The organism is Pseudomonas sp. PGPPP1 (assembly GCF_002255865.1).
In the GTDB taxonomy this organism is placed as follows: domain Bacteria; phylum Pseudomonadota; class Gammaproteobacteria; order Pseudomonadales; family Pseudomonadaceae; genus Aquipseudomonas; species Aquipseudomonas cremoris.
Genome location: NZ_NKIG01000107.1, coordinates 1 through 695, shown reverse-complemented (window position 1 = coordinate 695; position 695 = coordinate 1). Strand labels below are relative to the sequence as shown.

The 695-nt window shown below is 53.5% G+C and carries 2 protein-coding genes; one reads left to right on the top strand and one right to left on the bottom strand.

What is annotated here, in order from left to right; translation table 11 throughout:
* Positions 1-209 (bottom strand): LysR family transcriptional regulator (locus CFE47_RS31390; protein WP_286843088.1); only part of this gene is annotated, 209 nt, incomplete at its 3' end.
* 121 nt (positions 210-330) lie between these two features.
* Here CFE47_RS31390 and CFE47_RS31385 point away from each other — a divergent pair.
* The coding region (locus CFE47_RS31385) for an alpha/beta hydrolase fold domain-containing protein (RefSeq protein ID WP_286843086.1) at positions 331-695 on the top strand (365 nt) is incomplete at its 3' end.

Below are 695 nucleotides of genomic sequence, written 5' to 3'. Positions count from 1 at the left end.
CGCTCATACAGAACCTGGCCGTCATCCGTCATGCTTAAACTGCGCGTAGTGCGATTCAGTAAACGTACCTGTAAACGAGCCTCGAGCCTGACTATCGACTTCCCCACTGCAGAGCGCGTAAGGCCAAGCTGTTTTGCCGCCGCAGTGAAGCTTCCAGCGTTTACCGAGCTCACAAACGCGGCAATATCATTCAGGTTATGGAGTTCCATACGGCCTCGGTGGTCTCAACGTTCGGGCGGCTTAGCACCTGTTATGGGGAACCCTATTCCCCAATACTAAGCATAGTATCTCAATTAGCTAATCCACTCCCAAAGATCAATTGAGGTCATTATGAACACTAAAGTCCAAGCAGCCGTCCAAACCTGGGCCAACAGCCTTAGCGATCTGGTACCCGTTCTTAAGGGAATCGATACCACCACAAAAATGAGCGACATCCGCGACTCTTACGCAAAAATGCTCGCGCAAAATCCAGCGCCAGCTGGCGTTAAATTCGAAGCAGTCGACATGGGTGGCGTACCCGGCACACTGGTTACTCCGGACGAGATCAAAACCGACGCGGTCGTGATGTACATCCACGGCGGCGCCTACATTGTAGGACGTCCAGACGGCTACCACGGTATCGGCGGCAACTACGCGAAAATGCTCGGTGCTCGTGTGTACATGCCGGACTACCGCCTCGCTCCTGAGCACAAGTT